The following is a 17,782-nucleotide window of genomic DNA, read 5'->3' on the forward strand; positions in this document are numbered from 1 at the left end:
ACGCCGGCACGGGCGGCCGGCCCATCACGGTACGCGGCTCTACGGCGCCCTGAATCGCCCTACAACGGAGCCTTGTCGAGAGCCTTGACGATGCGCTTGACCGACACCGGATAGGCGGTCTTGAGTGTCTGGGCGAAGAAGCTGATCCGGAGCTCCTCGATCATCCAGCGGATCTCGGCGAGTTCCGGACTCGGCTCCGTCCGCGGCGGCACCTCGTCGAGCACCCCACGGTACTCGTTCTGCAGCCAGGCGATCTCCCGCAGTCGTTCGACGTCCCGCGCCGGGTCGCCGGGCAGTTTCTCCAGTCTGCGCCCGATGCCCCGCACGTACCGAGCCAGATCCGGCAGCCGGTCGTAGCCGGTTGCGGTCACGAAACCGTCGTACACCAGCGAATCCAGCTGCGCCCGCGCGTCCGCGAGTGATTCCGCGATCGCAGCTCCGTCCATATCGGACAGCACTGCCTCCACGTCATGGGCCGCGGCGAGGATCTGCTCCACCTCGCCCAGCACGGTGAGCACGGTCGGGTTCAGCCGTTGCCCCACCGCCTTCGCCAGCGCCGGGAAGGCCGCCTCGTCCCGCACGGGGCCACCCGCCTCGGCGATCAGCTTATCCACCGCGCAGTCGACGCAGTCCTCGAGCAATCCCTGCACCCCACCGTGCGGATTGCGGGACAGCACGAGCTTCGACCGGTTCCCGAGGTTGCGGTTGATGTACTTCATCGGCGACGGCAGGCTCAGCCGCACGAGCCTGCGCGTACCACCACGCATCGCCGAGGTCTGCTGGCCGGGGGTGTCGAGCATCCGCACCGCGACCGTGTCGCCCTCGTCCACCAACGCCGGATACGCCTTCACCGCGTGCCCGCGGCGCTTCGCCTCGAACACCTCCGGCAGGGTTCCGAACGCGGCAGTGGTCAGACCGTCCCGTTCGACGTCGTCCGCCGCCGCGGAAATCGTCTCCCGTACGCGGTCGCCGAGCTCGTCGCGCAGCGCCTCGAGGTCCTTGCCCTCGGCCACGGTGGCACGCTTCTCGTCGACGACGCGAAAGGTCATCCGCAGGTGGTCGGCCACTGCGCCCGGCGCCCACTCCCCGACCGGCACCGCGGCGCCGCGCAGTCGCTCCAGCTCCGCACTCAGCACCTCGAGCAGCGGCCCCTGCGACGGATCCACATGCGACAGCACCTCCCGCGCGGTGTCGGGCGCGGGCACGAAGTTGCGCCGGGTCGCCTTCGGCAACGACTTGATCAGCGCGGTCACGAGCTCCTCCCGGAGCCCCGGCACCTGCCAGTCGAACCCGTCGGCCGTCACCTGGTTCAGCACCGGGAGTGGAATGTGGACGGTGACGCCGTCGGCGCCGGCACCCGGCTCGAACTGGTAGGTCAGCGACAGCTGCAGCTCCCCCTGCTGCCACGTGTCCGGATAGTCCGCGGCACGCACCTCGTCGGAGGTGGTGTTGATGAGCATCGTCTTCTCGAAGCTCAGCAGATCCGGCTCGCTGCGCGAGGCCTTCTTCCACCACGCGTCGAAATGGCGGCCGGACACCACGTCGTCGGGGATCCGCTCGTCGTAGAACGCGAACAGCGTCTCGTCGTCGACGAGGATGTCCCGTCGGCGTGCCCGGTTCTCCAGGTCCTCGACCTCGTCGAGCAGGGCACGGTTCTCGTGGAAGAACCGGTGCCGGGTGTCCCAGTCACCGTCGACGAGCGCGCGGCGGATGAACAGGTCCCGCGAGGTCTCCGGGTCGATCCGGCCGTAGTTGACCGTGCGGCCCGCGACGAGCGGCACGCCGTAGAGCGTCACCCGTTCCGAGGCCATCACCGCCGCCTGTTTGCGCTCCCAGTGCGGTTCGGAATACGTGCGCTTGACCAGATGCTGCGCGAGCGGTTCGATCCACTCCGGCTCCACCCGCGCGTTGACCCGTGCCCACAGCCGGGACGTCTCGACCAGTTCGGCCGAGGCGAGCCAGCGCGGCTGCTTCTTGAACAGCGCCGAGCCGGGGAACACGGAGAACCGCGTACCCCGCGCGCCCAGATAGTCACCCTTCTCCGGATCCTTCAGGCCGATGTGCGACAGCAGTCCCGCCAGCAGCGAGGTGTGGATGCGCTGCGGATCGCCCGGAACGTTGTTCAGCGTGATGTCGAGCGGCTTGAGCAGCTGCCGCAACTGGCTGTAGACGTCCTGCCACTCCCGCACGCGCAGATGGTTGAGGTACTCCGCCCGGCACATCTTGCGGAACTGGTTGCCCGACAGTTCCTTCTGCTTCTCGCGCAGGTAGTTCCACAGGTTCAGGTACGCCAGGAAGTCCGAGTCCTTGTCACGGAACCGCGCGTGCTGCTGCGCGGCGGCCTCCTTGTGCTCGGCGGGCCGCTCCCGCGGATCCTGGATGGACAGACCGGAGGCGATGACCATCACCTCGCGCACACACCCGTTCTCGGCGCCTTCGAGGATCATCCGGCCGAGCCGCGGGTCGACCGGCAGCTGGGCGAGCCGCTTGCCGACGGGCGTCAGCCTGCCCTTCTCCGTGTCGAGCGCGCCGAGCTCCTGCAACAGCTGCACGCCGGCGGTGATCTGCCTGCGATCCGGTGGTTCGACGAACGGGAACGCCGCCACGTCCCCGAGCCCCAGCGACGTCATCTGCAGGATGACCGATGCCAGGTTGGTGCGCAGGATCTCCGGGTCGGTGAACTCGGGCCGGGCGTCGAAGTCGTCGGAGGAGTACAGCCGGATGCAGATGCCGTCCGACGTGCGGCCGCAGCGGCCCTTGCGCTGGTCGGCCGAGGCCTGCGACACCGGTTCGATCGGCAGCCGCTGCACCTTCGTGCGGTGGCTGTAACGCGAGATGCGTGCCGTTCCCGGATCGACGACGTACTTGATGCCGGGAACGGTCAGCGAGGTCTCCGCGACGTTGGTGGCGACGACGATGCGCCTGCCGGTGTGGCGCTGGAACACCCGGTGCTGGTCGGCGGCCGACAGCCGCGCGTACAGCGGGACCACCTCGGTGTTCGACAGCTCCATCGCGGTGAGCGCGTCGCCGGCGTCCCGGATCTCGCGCTCCCCGGAGGCGAACACGAGGATGTCGCCCGGGCCTTCGGCGACCAGTTCCCGGACCGCGTCGGTGATCGCCTGCGTCTGGTCGCGGTCCGAATCGGCGTCGGGGTCGTCCGGGTCGACGACCGGCCGGTAGCGCACCTCGACCGGATACGTCCGCCCCGAGACCTCCAGCACCGGCGCCGGTTCCCCGTCGGCACCGGCGAAGTGCCGCGCGAACCGGTCCGGGTCGATCGTGGCCGAGGTGATGATCACCTTCAGATCGGGCCGCTTCGGCAGCAGCTGCTTGAGATACCCGAGCAGGAAGTCGATGTTGAGGCTGCGCTCGTGCGCCTCGTCGATGACGAGGACCTCGTACTGGCGCAGCATCCGATCGCGCGCGATCTCCGCGAGCAGGATGCCGTCGGTCATCACCTTCAGCAACGTCTCGTCGCTCGAGGTGTCGGTGAAGCGCACCTTGTACCCGACGGCCGCGCCGAGCTCGGACTTCACCTCGCTCGCCACCCGCTCCGCGACGGTGCGGGCCGCGAGCCGCCGCGGCTGGGTGTGCCCGATCTGGCCACGCACGCCCAGTCCCAGGTCGAGGCAGATCTTCGGCAGCTGCGTCGTCTTCCCGGAGCCGGTCTCACCGGCCACGATCACGACCTGGTTGTCACGGATCGCCTCGGCGAGGTCCTCGGCACGGCCGCTGACCGGGAGCTGCTCGGGGTAGGTGATCCGGGGCACGGCCTCGCGGCGCCTGCGCACCCGCTCCTCGGCCCGATCGATGTCGGTGGAGATCTCCGCGGCGATCGCGGCGAGCTTGTCGGGCGTCGTGTTCCGGGACTTGCGGGCGCCGTCGATCCGGCGCCGCACCCGGTGGGCGTCGCCGATGGTCAGGTCGGCCAGCCGCGGACGCAGCTCATCGAGAGGGGAACGTGCAGACATACCGCCCGCCAGCATACCGGTCGCGCCCGCGCCGATCTCCTGATTATCCCCACCTCTGCGGCGGGCCCCCACGACGCGGCTGCACCGGCCCTCTAGGCTGCGGCGTACCCCCGCACACCGATACCGGCGCGTGCCCCGGCCCGTGATGCTCACGGCGCGGACGGCCGCGCGGGCGAACGCGAACGGAAGGCAACGGGACGTGAGGAAGGTCCTCCCGGGATGCGTCATGGCCATCGCGGCACTGGCGGGACTCAGCGGGTGCAGCGGCGCGCCCGACGCCCGGCCCGCAACGAGCACCCAGCCGGTCACGACGACCGAACAGATCACCGTGGATCCGTTCACCGAGTCGGGAGAACCCGCCGCCGGCCTCGACATCGTCGAGAAGGGCGACGGCAACTGCTGGCAGTCGTGGGTCAGCATCACGGGCTCGAACGCCCGCCGCTGCGCTCCCGTGCTCACCGGTGACCAGCACACTTCGCAAGAGGTGCACGACCCGTGCTACCTGCACGTCCGGCCGGGACCGGACCGTGCCGTCTGCATTCAGAACCCGACGACCGGCGAGGCGACGGGATTCGACGTCGTCGAGGACACCGGACCCGCACCGGAGGACGCGCAGCGCCACCGGCCCTGGTTCGTCGAACTGGCCGACGGCCGCCACTGCGTCCTGGTCCCCGGCGCCGACGACCCCGAATCCACGGCGGAGGACCCGACCTACGGGTGCGGCAGCCACGACTACCTCTACGGCATGCCGGACACCACGACGTCGGTGTGGACGATCACCAACCGGCACGGCGAGGCCGTCGAACGCGCCGAGGCGGGCCCGCACCGCGATCGGGTGTCGATCCGCACGGTGTGGTTCTGACCGTGGCCGCCCGCGTCTCCCGACGCACCCGGCAGGGCGCGCTCGGCGCGGCGGCAGTGCTCCTCGCCCTCGCGGGCTGCACGGGCACGCCCGGCACCGGCGCAGGGGCCTCCGGCACAGGGGCCTCCGGCACAGTGGCCTCCGGCACGGGGGGCTCCGACACAGGGGGCTCCGACGCCGACCGCGCACCCGTGACGACGACCCGGGAGGTGCACCTCGATCCGTTCACCTCCTCGGGCCGGCCCGCACCATGGATCACGGTCGTCGATCGCGCCGCTGCGAAATGTTCCGCATCCGGGGTGAACGTGACCGACCCCGACGCCCGCCGGTGCATGACCACGGAGGGCTACTTCCTGTACGACCCGTGTTTCGTCCGGCACCTCCCGCGCCCCGACGTCGCACTGTGCCTTCGGAACCCGACGACGTCCGAGGCCGTGCGCATCCGGATCGTCGAGGACACACCTCGTCCCGACGGCGGGGAGAGCGCCGGCCGTCCGTGGTTTCTCGAACTGGCCGACGGCCGCCACTGCGTCCCCGCACCCAGCCCCGCCGAGGACGATCCGGGCGGCAGGCCCACCTACAACTGCGGCCGCGACGACCACCTCTACGGCCTGCCGGACACCACCGGACCGGTGTGGACGATCACGAACCGCCTCGGTGACGCCGACGCCCCCGGCCCGCCGCACCCGGTCCGGATCCGCACCGCCTGGCTCTGACCCGCGCCCGCGCGTCGGCACCGCCCATGCCCACTGCCTGATTCATCCGGTTTTCGACGCCGAATTGCACTCCCGTCTCAGATCACCCTCCATCGCGGGAATAGTTAGCCATGCTCGATACTTGTTCCAAGGGGACGCGAGCAGAACCGAGCACCAGGAGGAACCGTGACCGCAGCCACAACCGTGGCCCCCGACGCCGATGCCGGAGCTCTGCTCAGCCGCAGCGGCCGGTTGCGGTTCGCGCTCATTCTCGGCGGGCTGACGGCGTTCGGCCCGCTCTCGGTCGACATGTACCTGCCGGCACTGCCCGGCATGGCAGACGACCTCTCCGCGGCGAACGCACTGGTCCAGCTCACGCTCGCAGCCTTCGTCGTCGGCCTCGGCACGGGACAGCTCGTCGCCGGGCCGCTGTCGGACGCCTTCGGCAGGCGCGTACCGCTGCTCGCCGGGGTCACGCTCTACATCACGGCGAGTGTGCTGTGCGCGATCAGCCCCTCGATCGAGGTGCTGATCGCGGCGCGCGCACTGCAGGCGTTCGGCGCCGCCGCGGGCATCGTCATCGCACGCGCCACCGTCCGCGACCTGTTCTCCGGCATCGCGATGTCCCGGTTCTTCTCCGCCCTGATGCTCGTCGCGGGTGTCGCACCGATCCTCGCGCCGATCATCGGTGGTCAACTGCTCACCGTCACCTCGTGGCGCGGCATCTTCGCCGCGCTCGCCGCGTTCGGAGGTCTGCTTCTCCTGGTCGCCGCACTGGCGTTGCCGGAGACACTGCCGCCGCAGGACCGTCGTCCCGCCCGGATCGGCGGCGTACTGCGCACCTACGCCGGCCTGCTGCGGCATCGCGCGTTCCTCGGTTGCGCGCTCACCATCGGCCTCGGATTCGCCGGCATGTTCACCTACATCTCGGCGTCCAGCTTCGTGCTCCAGGACATCTACGGCCTCGGCCCGCAGACCTACAGTTTCGCCTTCGGCGGCGGCGCGATCGGCCTGGTCGCCATGACGCAGATCAACGCCCGCTTGGTCGGCCGATTCAGCCAACGGTCCCTGCTGCGCACCGGCCTGCTCACCGGCACGACGGCGGCCGTGGCCGCCACGGTCGCGGCGGCCGCCGGGCTCGGCCTGCCCGTCCTGCTGCCCGCGATCTACCTGGTCGTGTGCTCCAACGGCATGGTCATGCCCAACGCGATGGCGCTGGCCATGGCCGACCACCCGGACAAGGCGGGCTCGGCGTCGGCACTGCTGGGCGTGCTGCAGTTCCTGGTGGCAGGCGCGGCGTCCCCGCTGATCGGCCTGTTCGGCGAAAGCTCCGCCGTCCCGATGGCGGCGCTCATGGCCGCGTTCTTCGTGCTGGCCCTCACGAGCTTCCTGGTGCTGGTGCGGCCCCGGGCGGCGGTCTCAGTCTGACCTGCGGCCACCGCCCGACCACGGCGCGGTGACCGTACGAGGAACGAGGCCCGTCACCTTTTGTGACATTCCGTGTGCCGCTCGCGTCATGGCGTGGCCGCACCCGCGTCCCACCTGTGCTCAGCCCGATGAAGCAGGAGGAAGGCGGTCGGCATGTCGGATCAGAACGAGTGGGTGGTGCCCTGTCGCGATCTGGCGGGACGCAAGCGCAAACTCACCGTGTTCTCCAGCAACGAGCAGGTGGTCGTGGTCGCCCCACCCGGGGAAACGGCCGTACTCGGCCCGCTCGAGGTCGGCCGGTTCCGTGCCGCGTTGCGCGACGCGGTCGTGCACCTGGCCGAGCACGACCCGGACGAGGCGAACGACCCGGCGTGATCGCCCGACGGCCGCCCTCGGCGGCCACGGGAGGCGGCGGAAATCCCCGGGCACGACACGGCAGGAGCGCCTAACCTCCCCGTCATGGATCATCAGACATGGGCCACGGTGGACGACTACCTGACCGACAACCTGCTCGGTCCCGACGAAGCGCTCGGTGACGCGGCCCGCGCCGCCGAGGCGGCAGGCCTCCCGGACATCGCCGTCAGCGCGCCACAGGGGCGGTTCCTCACGCTGCTGGCCAGCATGGTCCGCGCGCGGTCGATCCTCGAGGTCGGCACGCTCGGCGGTTACAGCGCCATCTGCCTCGCCCGCGCGCTGCCGCCGGACGGAACCCTGGTCACACTCGAGGCCGACCCGCGGTTCGCCGACGTCGCACGTGGCAACGTCGACCGCGCAGGGGTGGGCGACCGGGTCGACATCCGTGTCGGCGCAGCACTCGACACGCTGCCCACCCTCCGCGACGACGCCCCGTTCGACCTCGTCTTCCTCGACGCGGACAAGGCGAGCAACGCCGCCTACTTCCGCTGGGCGCTCGAACTGAGCCTGCCGGGAACCGTGATCGTCGTGGACAACGTCGTCCGCCACGGCGCGATCGCCGACGCGGGCTCCGACGACCCCGGCGTACGCGGCACCAGGGAGATGTTCGAGTTGATCGCCGCCGAGCCGCGCGTCGACGCCACGGCGCTGCAGACCGTCGCCGACAAGGGGTACGACGGCTTCGCGCTGGCCCTCGTCACCGGCTGACCCCGCCCACACAGCAACGGCCCGCCGCGCCGAGTCGCGCTCACAACTCGGCGAGCCGTTCGGCCACGTTCTGGGCGGGCGGGAGGAGGACCTGGTTCATGCGCTTGCCGCTGTCGTAGATGTCCAGGTTCCACGACGTGATCTCGACGACCGTGCGGCCCACTTTGAACGTGAACCCGGGAGCGTGTCGGCCGTACTGGATCAGGCAGACATGACCGTCACCGAGCTCCATGTCGACCTTTTCGGGCTCGCCGAACGGGTGGCTGTACTTCTTGTCCCCGTCGCAGTCGTAGTTGTTCGAGAGCTCGGCACCCGACTCGTCACGGTAGTGTGAGAGTTCCACCGTCAAGCCGTTCGGCGACGCGGTCGAGCTGGGCGCGTCCATGTTCGCCGCCTGCTCGTTCTGCCGTTGACACGAGGTGCGCACGTGCAGGGCGTTCCCCTTCTCGTGCGTCAGCACGACCTCGGACATGCTGAGACGTTCCTCGACGCGGCCGATGTCCGGGTGCCCCCACGATTCTGCGTAGTCGTCGGCAGTGAACAGCGCACACGGCGAGGGAACCCACGAATAGGGGTCCGCGTAGGCATATGCGACCGGTGGCCTCGGCCCCTCGGCAAGACCTTCGACCACCGTTTCGACGAGACTGTCACGCACGGCTTCCGGAGAGTCGGACTCTCCCGCCTGCACCATCATTCTGGCGTAGAACTCGTTCGCGAAGAATGCCACCGACCACGTATCGATCTCCTTCTTCATGGTGACGACGCGCATTCCTGCGAGCTGCTTCTCGGATTCGAACTCCGTGTCCGCGTGCGTCGAGGCGAAATCCCTGCTGAACACCCGCTCGGTGGTATCACGCCATTCCGGGTTGTCGAACGGGGCTTGATACACGGTCAACGAGAGCCTATCGGCACTGGCACCAGGAATACTGCAGTTCGTCAACCCGGTGTCCATGCCGCCCTGTTCCGGGTGGTGCGCACCATCGGCGAGCTGATGCCAGTTGATCAGTTGCGGGCTCGGACCCGAGCCGAGCTCCGCCTCGAAGCCGGCGTCGACCGCACCCTCGAGCGACAGCACCTGGCAAGCATCGAACGCCACCGTGCAGCCGAACGTGTGCGGACCGTCACCGTCCTCCTGGAGGAGGATCATTCCGTCCGGCATCATGTCCTGACCTGCCGACCCCGAATCGACCTCCGCCTGCCCGGCAACGGTCGTGGTGCACCCCACCGCGAGCAGTGCTCCGACCACCGTCAGCGCCAACCCTGCCACCTGTCGCGACCGCATGGTTCCTCCCTCTCACGCGCAGCCGGCAGGATCTTACGCCCACACGACGACGGCCCGCCTGCGCTTGAAGCGCAAGCGGGCCGTCGTCGATCTCGGCGCTACCGCCGTCAGGACAGTTCCGGGTACAGCGGGTGCTTCTTGGCGAGCAGCTCGACGCGGCCCCGCAGCTCACCGAGCTCGGCCTCGCCTGCGCTCGGCTGCAGCGCGCGGACGATGATGTCGGCGACCTCGGTGAAGTCCTCGGCACCGAAGCCGCGCGTGCCCAGCGCCGGCGTACCGACCCGCAGACCCGACGTCACCATCGGCGGACGCGGGTCGAACGGCACCGCGTTGCGGTTGACCGTGATGCCGATCTCGTGCAGCCGGTCCTCGGCCTGCTGGCCGTCCAGCGTGGAGTTGACCAGGTCGACGAGCACCAGGTGCACGTCGGTACCGCCGGTCAGCACCCGCACGCCCGCCTCGGTCGCGTCGGACTCGGACAGCCGGTTCGCCAGGATCTTCGCGCCCTCGACGACGCGCCGCTGCCGCTCCTTGAACTCCTCGCTCGCCGCGATCTTCAGCGCGACGGCCTTGCCCGCGATGACGTGCTCCAGCGGGCCGCCCTGCTGGCCGGGGAACACCGCCGAGTTGATCTTCTTGGCGTACTCCTGCTTCGACAGCACGATGCCGCCGCGGGGGCCGCCGAGCGTCTTGTGCGTCGTGGTGGTGACGACGTCGGCGTACGGCACGGGGTTCGGGTGCTGACCCGCGGCGACCAGACCGGCGAAGTGCGCCATGTCGACCATGAGCTTGGCACCCACGGAGTCGGCGATCCGACGGAACTCGGCGAAGTCGAGCTGGCGCGGGTAGGCCGACCAGCCCGCGATGATCAGCTGCGGCTTGTGCTCGTTCGCCAGCCGCTCGACCTCGGCCATGTCGACCAGGCCGGTCTCCTGGTCGACGTGGTAGGCGGCGACGTTGTAGAGCTTGCCGGAGAAGTTCAGCTTCATGCCGTGCGTCAGGTGGCCGCCGTGCGCGAGATCCAGCCCGAGGATCGTGTCGCCCGGGTTGAGCAGCGACACCATGGCGGCCGCGTTCGCCTGCGCACCCGAGTGCGGCTGCACGTTGGCGTGCTCGGCGCCGAACAACGACTTCGCCCGCTCGATCGCGAGGTTCTCGACGACGTCGACGTGCTCGCAGCCGCCGTAGTAGCGCTTGCCCGGGTAACCCTCGGCGTACTTGTTCGTCAGCACCGAGCCCTGCGCCTCGAGCACGGACACGGGCGCGAAGTTCTCGGAGGCGATCATCTCCAGCGTCGACTGCTGCCGGCGAAGCTCGTCGTTGACGGCCGCGGCGACGTCGGGGTCTACAGTGGACAGATCGGCTTCGAACGAACTCAATGGTCAGCCCTCCTGGGTGAGCGCGGAATAGGCGGCGGCGTCCATCAGCTCCGGCATGCTCTCGACGCGAACCTTGAACAGCCACCCTTGTTCATACGGATCGGAGTTCACCGACTCCGGGGTGTCGATGACGGCCTGGTTGACCTCCGTGATCTCGCCGTCGACCGGGGCGTAGATCTCACTGACCGACTTGGTCGACTCGATCTCGCCGCACGGCGTCCCCGCGCCCACCTCCGAACCGACCTCCGGCAGTTCGACGAAGACGACGTCGCCGAGGGCCTCGGCCGCGAACGCGGTGATACCCACGGTGGCGACGTCACCGTCGACGGAGATCCACTCGTGTTCCTTGGTGTAGCGCAGGTTCTGGGGAATCGTCATGTCAGGCCTTTCAGCGACGCTGGTAGAACGGCAGGGCGACCACCTCGACGGGTTCGAGGCGACCGCGGATGTCGGCGGACAGGCCGGTGCCGGGCTCGGAACACCGGACGGGCACGTACGCCATGGCGATCGGATGTCCGAGAGTCGGCGAGAGCGCACCGCTGGTGATCTCCCCGACCTCCTCGTCGCCCTGCAGCACACGGTAACCGTGCCGCGGTGCGCGCCGGCCACTGCCGGCGAGTCCGACCAGGACGACCTCCGGTTCGGGCTGCTTCTCGAGGACCGTACGGCCGACGAAATCACCCTCCTTGTCGAACCGGACCACCCGGCCGAGGTTCGCCGCGAAGGGGGAACCGTCGGCGGAGAGCTCGTGGCCGTACAGCGGCATCCCCGCTTCGAGCCGCAGCGTGTCCCGGCAGGCCAGACCGCACGGCACGAGACCGTGCCCTGCGCCCGCCTCGGTCAGCACCTGCCACACGGCAGTGGCGTCGGCGTCGGCGACGAACAGTTCGAACCCGTCCTCGCCCGTGTAACCGGTGCGCGCGAGCAGTACCTCCCGGCCGCCGACCGTCGCCGGCACGCTCGCGAAGTACTTCAGCGCGGACAGGTCGGCGTCGCTGACGGCGCCCACGATGGCCGCCGAGGTGGGGCCCTGCACCGCGATCAGGGCGGTCTCGGCGGAGCGGTCGCTGACCACCGTGTCGAACCCCCCGGCGCGGCGCACCAGCTCGGCCGACACCTCCGCCGCGTTGCCGGCGTTGGCGACCACCAGGTAGTGCTCCTCGGCGAGTCGGTAGACCACCAGGTCGTCGACCACGCCGCCCTGCTCGTTGCACATCATGGTGTACCGGGCACGGCCGACGGCGACGGCCGACAGCTTGCCGCTCAGCGCGTGGTCGAGCGCCTCGGCCGCCTGCGGGCCGGTCAGTTCGATCTCGCCCATGTGGGAGAGGTCGAACAGGCCCGAGGCCTCGCGCACGGCACGGTGTTCGGCGAGATCACTGGAGTACCGCACCGGCATGTCCCAGCCGGCGAAGTCGGTGAACGAGGCTCCGAGTCCGCTGTGGACGTCGTGTAGCGGAGTCTTCATCGTCTCAGCTTTCGAAGTCGGTGACGGGCGGGCAGGAGCACACGAGGTTGCGGTCGCCGTAGGCACCCTCGATCCGACGCACGGGCGAGAAGTACTTGCCCTTGGCACGCGTCTTGCCCGGGTACACCGCCAGCATCCGATCGTACGGCCGGTCCCACTCCCCCGCGAGCTGCTCGGCCGTGTGCGGCGCGCCCCGCAACGGGCTCTGCTCGACGTCCCAGGTGCCGGAGGCGACCTCGGCGATCTCACGACGGATCGAGATCATCGCTTCGCAGAAGCGGTCCAGTTCGCCCAGGTCCTCGCTCTCGGTCGGCTCGACCATGAACGTGCCCGCCACCGGGAAGGACATCGTGGGCGCGTGGAAGCCGTAGTCGATGAGGCGCTTGGCGACGTCGTCGACGGTCACGCCGGTCTGCTTGGTCAGCTGACGCAGGTCGATGATGCACTCGTGCGCCACGACACCGTTCTGGCCGGTGTAGAGCACCGGGTAGTGCGGCCCCAGGCGCGCGGCCACGTAGTTCGCCGCCAGCACGGCGACCTGCGTCGCACTCGTCAGGCCCGCCGAGCCCATCATGCGCACGTACGCCCACGAGATGGGCAGGATCGACGACGAACCGAACGGCGCGCCGGAGATCGGGCCGACACCCGTCGCGGGTCCGGCCTCGTCGAGCTGCGGGTGATTGGGCAGGTACGGGGCGAGATGCTCGCGCACAGCCACCGGGCCGACGCCCGGACCGCCGCCACCGTGGGGGATGCAGAACGTCTTGTGCAGGTTCAGGTGCGAGACGTCGCCGCCGAATTCGCCCGGCTTCGCCAGTCCCAGCAGCGCGTTGAGGTTCGCACCGTCCACATAGACCTGTCCGCCCGCCTCGTGCACGATCTCGGCGAGTTCGGAGATGCCGGTCTCGTACACGCCGTGCGTCGACGGGTAGGTGACCATGATCGCGGCGAGCGTGTCACGATTCCGGTCCACCTTGGACCGCAGGTCGGCGAGATCGATGTCGCCGTCGTCGGTGCAGGCCACCACGACCACACGCATGCCGGCCAGCACCGCCGAGGCGGCGTTCGTGCCGTGTGCCGACGACGGGATCAGGCAGACCTCACGCTCGGGCTCGCCGCAGGCGCGGTGGTAGGCGCGGATCGCCAGCAGACCGGCGAGCTCACCCTGACTGCCTGCGTTCGGCTGCAGCGACACCGTGTGGTACCCGGTGACCTCGGCCAGCCACGTGCTGAGCTGGTCCGCGAGCTCGTGGTAACCGGCCGCGTCCTCGGCGGGCGCGAACGGATGGATGCCCGCGAACTCCGGCCAGGTGACCGCCTCCATCTCCGTGGTGGCGTTCAGCTTCATCGTGCACGAGCCCAGCGGGATCATGCCGCGATCCAGTGCGTAGTCCAGGTCGGCCAGCCTGCGCAGGTAGCGCAGCATCGCCGTCTCGGACCGGTAGGTGTGGAACACCTCGTGGGTCAGGTACTCGGTCGTGCGCTCGAGCCCGTCCGGAACCGTCGAACCGGCCGTGGCCGTCGAACCGGCCCCGAACGCGGCGAGCACCGCGGCGACCGTCTCGGCCGACGTCGCCTCGTCACAGGCGATCCGCACGTGGTCAGCACCGTCCCGGCCGAGGTTGACGCCGACACCGCGCGCAGCCTCGACGACGGCCTCGGCCCGCCCCGGAACCCGGGCGAGCACGGTGTCGAAGAAGTGCTCGTGCACGACCTCGACGCCGCCGTCGCGCAGGCCGGCGGCCAGCGCCGTGGCGTGGCCGTGCACACGTTCGGCGATACCGCGCAGCCCTTCCGGACCGTGGTAGACCGCATACATCGACGCCATCACGGCCAGCAGCACCTGCGCCGTGCAGATGTTGCTCGTCGCCTTCTCCCGACGAATATGCTGCTCACGAGTCTGCAGCGCGAGCCGGTACGCGGGCGAGCCCGCCTCGTCCACCGACACGCCGACCAACCGGCCCGGCAGCGACCGCTCGAGCCCCTGGCGCACCGCGAGGTATCCGGCGTGCGGACCGCCGTACCCCATCGGCACGCCGAACCGCTGGCTGCTGCCCGCAGCCAGGTCGGCGCCGAACTCGCCGGGCGCCTGCACCATGGTCAGCGCCAGCAGATCGCCTGCGACACAGTAGAGCGCCTTGGCCTCCGTGGCGGCCTCGCCGATGCGGGAGTAGAAGTCCGGCTCACGCAGCACGCCGGAGGCACCGGGGTACTGGACGACGACGCCGAAGAACTCCTCCGGCAGCCCCTGCGACAGGTCGCGGACGTCGACCTCGATACCGACGACCTCCGCGCGCGTGCGCAGCACCGACACCGTCTGCGGCAGGCATTCGGCGTCGACGACCAGCGTCGAGGACGCGGCCTTCGACGCGCGGCGCATCAGCATCATGGCCTCGGCGACGGCCGTCGGCTCGTCGAGCATCGAGGCGTTGGCGGTGCCCATGCCGGTCAGGTCGGCCACCATCGTCTGGAAGTTGAGCAGCGCTTCGAGCCGGCCCTGCGAGATCTCCGGCTGATACGGCGTGTACGCCGTGTACCACGCCGGGTTCTCCAGCACGTTCCGCCGAATGACGGCCGGGGTCACGGTGTCGTGATACCCGAGCCCGATCATCTGGGTCATCGGCCGGTTCTTGCCCGCGAGCACACGCAACTCGCCGATGGCCTCCTCCTCGGAGGCGGCGTCGGGCAGGGACAGGGCCCCCGACGTCCGGATGGCCGGCGGCACGGCGGCGGCCACGAGGGCGTCGAGGCTGCCGTAACCGCATTCGGCCAGCATCTTGGCCTGCTCCGACTCGGCAGGGCCGATGTGCCGGGGCATGAACGTCGAAGGCAGTGCGGGCACTGTCATCGAGGAGCTCCTTTCAAGCGCATGACGGGGATACCCGCCATGCTGGGAACTCCCCCTCTGTCATGACACCTGAGAGTTTCACCGTGCGTGCACGGCTTTCACCTTGGGTGAGGCTCACCTGAGCCCACTTTCCAGAGTGGCCTCACCATGGCGGTAACGGTACCTGAGAGATTGTGGGGTCTTTGCTCCTTCGGCGCCTCGTGCTACCAACGCACGAGGTCTCTCCCGCTCATGGTTCGAGCAGCCTCGATATTCGGTTATCAGGTGGTTAACGTACGCGGTCACGACGTGGACAGTCCACCCTCCGCGCCGTCGGGGTGACGTACACCGCCAGGTCGTCGACCTGCTGCAGCACCACCGGCTACTGTCGGTGTCCGGCTTCTCTCCCGAGGTCGTCCGCCCGTCGGGAACCCGGGCACCCGGGCACCGGCCGCCCGGACGCTGCCGGCTCTCCGCCGACGCGACGGCGTGTCCCCGGGTCCCGGTCCTCCGCACCGGTCCTCCGCACCGGTTCGGCGCCGGTATCCGGTTCGGCGTCAGCGCCCCAGCCCGGCGTCAGCGCCCCAGCCCGGCGTCAGCGCCCCAGCTCGGCGAGGAGTTCCCGTACGGCGCCGCGGCCCGCCCTGGTGGCACCGACCGTACTGGCCGACGGCCCGTACCCGACGAGGTGCACGCGCGGCTCGGCGACGACCCGGGTCCCGTCCACGCGGACACCACCGCCGGGCTCGCGCAGGCCCAGCGGCGCGAGATGGTCGAGCGCCGCGCGGAAACCGGTGGCCCACAGAATGGTGTCGGCGCGGCGCTCGGTTCCGTCGGCCCAGGCGATGCCGCGCGGCGTGATGCGCTCGAACATCGGCCTGCGATCGAGGACTCCCGCTTCCCGCGCGGCGCGGACCTCGGGCGTCAGCATCAACCCGGTCACGCTGACGACACTGCGCGGCGGTTTGCCTTCCCGGACCCGCGCGTCGACCGCGGCGACGACCTCGCGGCCGTACTCGGGCGTGAACTCCTCGGCCCGGAACACCGGCGGCGTGCGCGTCACCCAGGTCGTGCCCGCGGCCATCGGGGCGATCTCCATCAGCTGCTGGACGGCCGAGCTTCCGCCCCCGACGACCACGACGTGCTGACCGCGGAACTCCTCGGCGCCGGTGAAGTCCGCGGTGTGCAGCTGCCGGCCCGAGAAGGTCTCCTGCCCCGGGTAACGCGGCCAGAACGGGCGATCCCACGTTCCGGTCGCGTTCACGATCCCCCCGGCACCCCACGACTCGGTGGGTGTCTCGACGAGAAAGCCGCTCCGGCGCTCGTCGCAGCGGCGGACGGAACGGACGTCGGCCGGCCGGTGCACGGGGAGCGCGAACCGTCGTTCGTAGCGGTCGAAGTACTCGCTGACGACCTCCGCGGCGGGCCTGTCGGGGTCGACGCTGCCGAGCGCGAGCCCGGGAAGTTCGTGCAATCCGTGCACCCCGCCGAGCCGCAGCGAGGGCCACCGATACTGCCACGCACCGCCCGCCCGCTTGCCGTGGTCGAGGACCACGAAGCCGGATTCCGGTGCGAGCCCGGCGCGCCGGAGGAAGTAGGCCGCCGACAGTCCCGCCTGTCCGGCGCCGATGACCGCGACATCGACGGTGTGGTCAGCCTGCATACCCCGTGCAACCACGTCGGGGCGCCGGCCATTCCGGCCTCGTGCGTCGGAGCAGGCCGCACCTTCGAGGACCGGACCGGTCCCTCGGCGTTCAGGACTCGGCGTTCAGGCCACCGGAATTCAGGACTCGGCGTCGCCGCGGGCCTGTTTCCTTCCGCACAGCAGCCGGACGATCGCGATCACGCCGACGAGTGCGACGAGACCGCCGATCACCGGTGCCGCACGCTTGGCGACCGACGCTCCGGCGTAGTCGAACAGGTCGATGGCTTCCACGTCCTGGTCACCACCGGGCTTGACCGACTCGAGCTGCGGCTTCTCCGGTTCCGGCGACGGCGCTGCGGCCGCCGCACCGCTCGCGATGCCCGCGCCTCCACCGGCACCGGGCGTCGTGTCGCGGCCCGGCGCTGCGGCGGCGCCCGTCCCGCTTCCGGCCGTCCCCGCATCGGCCGGCCCCGCGGCGTCGGCCGTGCCCGCCGAGCCCGTACCCGCCGAATCCGTGCCCGCCGAATCCGACGAGTCCGACGACGAGTCCGAGCCCAGTTCGGCCGACAGGTTCTCGGCGAAACTGTCGAGGATCTTGCCGCCGACCTCGGAGATCATGCCGCGGCCGAATTGGGCGGGTTTGCCCGTGACGTTCAGGTCGGTGGCGACCGTGCCCTTCGTGGTCTCACCCTCGGCCGTCAGGGTCACGGTGACCGTCGCCGCCGCCGTGCCTGCGCCTCGCGAGTCCTTGCCCGACGCCTTGATCGTGATCTGCCGGGACGCCTCGTTCTTGTCGAGGAACTCGCCACTGCCCTTGTAGAGCAGGGAGACCGGGCCCAGCTTGACCTTCACCGTGCCTTTGAACGTGTCGCCCTCGACGGCCGTCAGGGTGGCCCCGGGCATACACGGTGCCACGCGCTCCGGGTCGATGATCGCTTTCCACACCTCGTCGATGGGTGCCGGGACGGTGAATTCGTGGTCCAGCCGCACGGGCCGACCTCCTTCCTCGTTACCTGCGCTCGGCGCGCACTCGTCTCGTACTCCGACGGCGGTCGGATTCCGTACCGCCACGGAGGGGTGCTGCTCGTCGTCTCGGCTCGGGT

At 70.1% G+C, this 17,782-nt stretch carries 13 protein-coding genes and 1 riboswitch; of the genes, 5 read left to right on the forward strand and 8 right to left on the reverse strand.

All coding sequences use genetic code 11. The annotated features are described in order from the left end of the window. Window positions 1-59: 59 nt before the first annotated feature. The gene (hrpA, locus tag LY41_RS01825) at window positions 60-3,971 is read right to left on the reverse strand and encodes an ATP-dependent RNA helicase HrpA (RefSeq protein ID WP_253862053.1); all 3,912 of its coding nucleotides are present in this window, start codon (window positions 3,969-3,971) and stop codon (window positions 60-62) included. A 226-nt stretch (window positions 3,972-4,197) separates the two neighbouring features. Between hrpA and LY41_RS01830 the strand changes: the two genes are divergently transcribed. From LY41_RS01830 to LY41_RS01850, 5 genes are all read left to right on the forward strand, one after another. Further along, complete coding sequence (locus LY41_RS01830) at window positions 4,198-4,833, forward strand: hypothetical protein (RefSeq protein ID WP_253862054.1); 636 nt, start codon at window positions 4,198-4,200, stop codon at window positions 4,831-4,833. Window positions 4,834-4,835: 2 nt separating this feature from the next. Continuing rightward, entirely contained in the window at window positions 4,836-5,549 is a 714-nt protein-coding gene (locus LY41_RS01835; protein ID WP_253862055.1) for a hypothetical protein, read from the forward strand. 165 nt (window positions 5,550-5,714) lie between these two features. Continuing rightward, on the forward strand, window positions 5,715-6,956 hold the full coding sequence (locus LY41_RS01840) for a Bcr/CflA family multidrug efflux MFS transporter (RefSeq protein ID WP_372493052.1): 1,242 nt from the start codon (window positions 5,715-5,717) through the stop codon (window positions 6,954-6,956). A 153-nt stretch (window positions 6,957-7,109) separates the two neighbouring features. Further along, window positions 7,110-7,331 carry a hypothetical protein gene (locus LY41_RS01845; protein WP_253862056.1) on the forward strand — a complete coding sequence of 74 codons (222 nt, stop codon included), beginning with the start codon at window positions 7,110-7,112 and terminating at the stop codon, window positions 7,329-7,331. A gap of 84 nt (window positions 7,332-7,415) precedes the next feature. Then, window positions 7,416-8,078 carry an O-methyltransferase gene (locus LY41_RS01850; RefSeq protein ID WP_253862057.1) on the forward strand — a complete coding sequence of 221 codons (663 nt, stop codon included), beginning with the start codon at window positions 7,416-7,418 and terminating at the stop codon, window positions 8,076-8,078. A 40-nt stretch (window positions 8,079-8,118) separates the two neighbouring features. Here the strand turns inward: LY41_RS01850 and LY41_RS01855 are convergent, their stop codons facing one another. The 7 genes from LY41_RS01855 to LY41_RS01885 form a co-directional block, all read right to left on the reverse strand. After that, the gene (locus LY41_RS01855) at window positions 8,119-9,360 is read right to left on the reverse strand and encodes a hypothetical protein (protein WP_253862058.1); all 1,242 of its coding nucleotides are present in this window, start codon (window positions 9,358-9,360) and stop codon (window positions 8,119-8,121) included. Window positions 9,361-9,467: 107 nt separating this feature from the next. Beyond that, on the reverse strand, window positions 9,468-10,739 hold the full coding sequence (glyA, locus tag LY41_RS01860; RefSeq protein WP_253862059.1) for a serine hydroxymethyltransferase: 1,272 nt from the start codon (window positions 10,737-10,739) through the stop codon (window positions 9,468-9,470). A 3-nt stretch (window positions 10,740-10,742) separates the two neighbouring features. Beyond that, window positions 10,743-11,117: a glycine cleavage system protein GcvH gene (gene gcvH, locus LY41_RS01865; protein WP_253862060.1), complete on the reverse strand. Its 375-nt coding sequence runs from the start codon at window positions 11,115-11,117 to the stop codon at window positions 10,743-10,745. A 10-nt stretch (window positions 11,118-11,127) separates the two neighbouring features. After that, window positions 11,128-12,207, reverse strand: coding sequence for a glycine cleavage system aminomethyltransferase GcvT (gene gcvT / locus LY41_RS01870; RefSeq protein WP_253862061.1), 1,080 nt, complete (start codon window positions 12,205-12,207; stop codon window positions 11,128-11,130). Between the two features lie 4 nt (window positions 12,208-12,211). Beyond that, window positions 12,212-15,055, reverse strand: a complete 2,844-nt coding sequence (gene gcvP, locus LY41_RS01875) for an aminomethyl-transferring glycine dehydrogenase (RefSeq protein WP_253862062.1) — start codon at window positions 15,053-15,055, stop codon at window positions 12,212-12,214. Window positions 15,056-15,102: 47 nt separating this feature from the next. After that, window positions 15,103-15,200, reverse strand: a riboswitch (glycine riboswitch). A gap of 429 nt (window positions 15,201-15,629) precedes the next feature. Then, window positions 15,630-16,697, reverse strand: a complete 1,068-nt coding sequence (locus LY41_RS01880; protein ID WP_253862063.1) for an NAD(P)-binding domain-containing protein — start codon at window positions 16,695-16,697, stop codon at window positions 15,630-15,632. Window positions 16,698-16,817: 120 nt separating this feature from the next. Then, complete coding sequence (locus tag LY41_RS01885) at window positions 16,818-17,669, reverse strand: SRPBCC family protein (protein ID WP_253862064.1); 852 nt, start codon at window positions 17,667-17,669, stop codon at window positions 16,818-16,820. Window positions 17,670-17,782: the final 113 nt, after the last annotated feature.

The sequence above is a fragment of the Prauserella halophila genome (genome assembly GCF_024171895.1).
Classification (GTDB): domain Bacteria; phylum Actinomycetota; class Actinomycetes; order Mycobacteriales; family Pseudonocardiaceae; genus Prauserella; species Prauserella halophila.